At 36.8% G+C, this 1538-nt stretch carries 2 protein-coding genes; both read right to left on the bottom strand.

What is annotated here, in order from left to right; genetic code table 11:
- Positions 1–163 precede the first annotated feature (163 nt).
- Positions 164–376 (bottom strand): type II toxin-antitoxin system PemI/MazE family antitoxin, encoded by a 213-nt coding sequence (gene mazE / locus ACYVLS_RS08995; RefSeq protein WP_460323734.1) that lies wholly within the window; start codon positions 374–376, stop codon positions 164–166.
- Positions 377–494: 118 nt separating this feature from the next.
- The gene (locus ACYVLS_RS08990; protein ID WP_460323732.1) at positions 495–1376 is read right to left on the bottom strand and encodes a nuclease-related domain-containing protein; all 882 of its coding nucleotides are present in this window, start codon (positions 1374–1376) and stop codon (positions 495–497) included.
- Positions 1377–1538 lie beyond the last annotated feature (162 nt).

Raw genomic sequence — 1538 nt, 5'->3', positions numbered from 1 at the left:
CACCTTTACCATATCAGAATGGGGTTCTTTTTTCATCACTTAACAGGTGAAAATGAAAAAGTAAATTTAAGCTGCCGTTAGGCAGTTGGCACATGTTTCAACGAAAAGTATGAATTGTTCAGGTTACAGAGTAATTTTTAAAGTTATCTAAATTTTCTCTACCTTAAAATTTCATCTCACTCCAAGTATCTGGTTCATAAAATTCTCCTTCTGATGCACTTTTAAATGGATTATTTAACAGTGGTACTATAGATATAACCCCTTGATCATCTACTTTAACCCTATACTCTTTATCCATATCCAGATTTTTAGCTTCTGATGCTGGTATGGATACTATTATAGACTCACCTTGCTTGCACAGACGAACATTAGTCATCTGAACCCCTCCTCATAACAAGTTCAATGCGAAAATCAAATTTAAAAAACGAAAACTCTTATTCTATTAATTATACAGCAATCAAAGTGGATTTTTACTGCTCTTTGCTTAACTTAAATCAGTTATTGTTCTCTATCTTCTTCAATGCAGCACGAATACGGTATTTGGAGTGGATGCCACCACACCAGTCAAAACAGGAACGTGTTTCCAATGCTAAGTCTGGAAAAAGTAGTCGTTTTTCCAGACTGTGACGGACAGCATTGTCTAAACCCGATTCTTTGTGATGACACATCTGGCATAGGCATGTTCTCCCCGTTAACTCTAAAATGGCGCTGTTACATTTTTGGCAATAGATACCTTTTTTCAGATCTTCAAACGCATAATTGGGTAACTCACCGTAGAGGACTGCTTCGCGATTATGTGCCAGTAACTTATCTGCTATCTCAGTTGCTTCATTAATTGACCGCCTACCAGAATGCTTTCTCTTTTTAAAATGATAAGCAAACAAGCTTGGCAAAAGTACTCGATCATTAGGCTGATTCTGATAAATAGTACAATTCGGATGCATGAAAACGGCGAAACTTTCACATGTACAGTTTATTTTTAATTGAACCAACAGCTGTTTCATCAAAATCTGTGCTCTGTTCGCCTGCACTAGCGGATCAAGGAGTTCCAACTCATTAGACACCAAGGTAAAACGATTATTGTTGTAACGGTATCGTCCTTCATAATTTTTTATCTCATAAATATCTATGCTTCCTTCAGTGACGACCAGCGTATCTACCTGGCAGGTGTGGCCATTTACCTTAAAGGTAAAATCATTTATAACCACTGAATCCTTTAAGAAATCGGCTGCCATCTCGTCAAACAAGATTTCGCCTTCATAGCCCTTAATCTGCTTCTGATAATTTGTGTCGTCCTCCACTGACAGGTCAGACCGAATAGCGAGTATCTCGAAAATCTTCAATGTTTGAGACTTCTCACGCTGCTTGATAATCACGCATTATCTCTCCTTTCGAATCCTCTTATTAGTTATATTTGAACCAATTTCATAACTAACTTTTTAAAAAAGGAAACACTCGTCTAATTTCAAAATGACTATTTTTTAAAAATTACACGGCTATTTCTTTTCTGTTCTTTCTCTCAGCTAACCGTTGGTTTG

The organism is Alkalibacterium psychrotolerans (genome assembly GCF_054784355.1).
The sequence above is the reverse complement of the archived record's forward strand: the minus strand, read 5'-3'. Positions and strand labels throughout refer to the sequence as shown.

What these genes read in the sequence shown, in the direction of transcription:
- mazE (WP_460323734.1), bottom strand. Translation starts at nt 376, where the DNA reads ATGACTAATGTTCGTCTGTGCAAGCAAGGTGAGTCTATAATAGTATCC.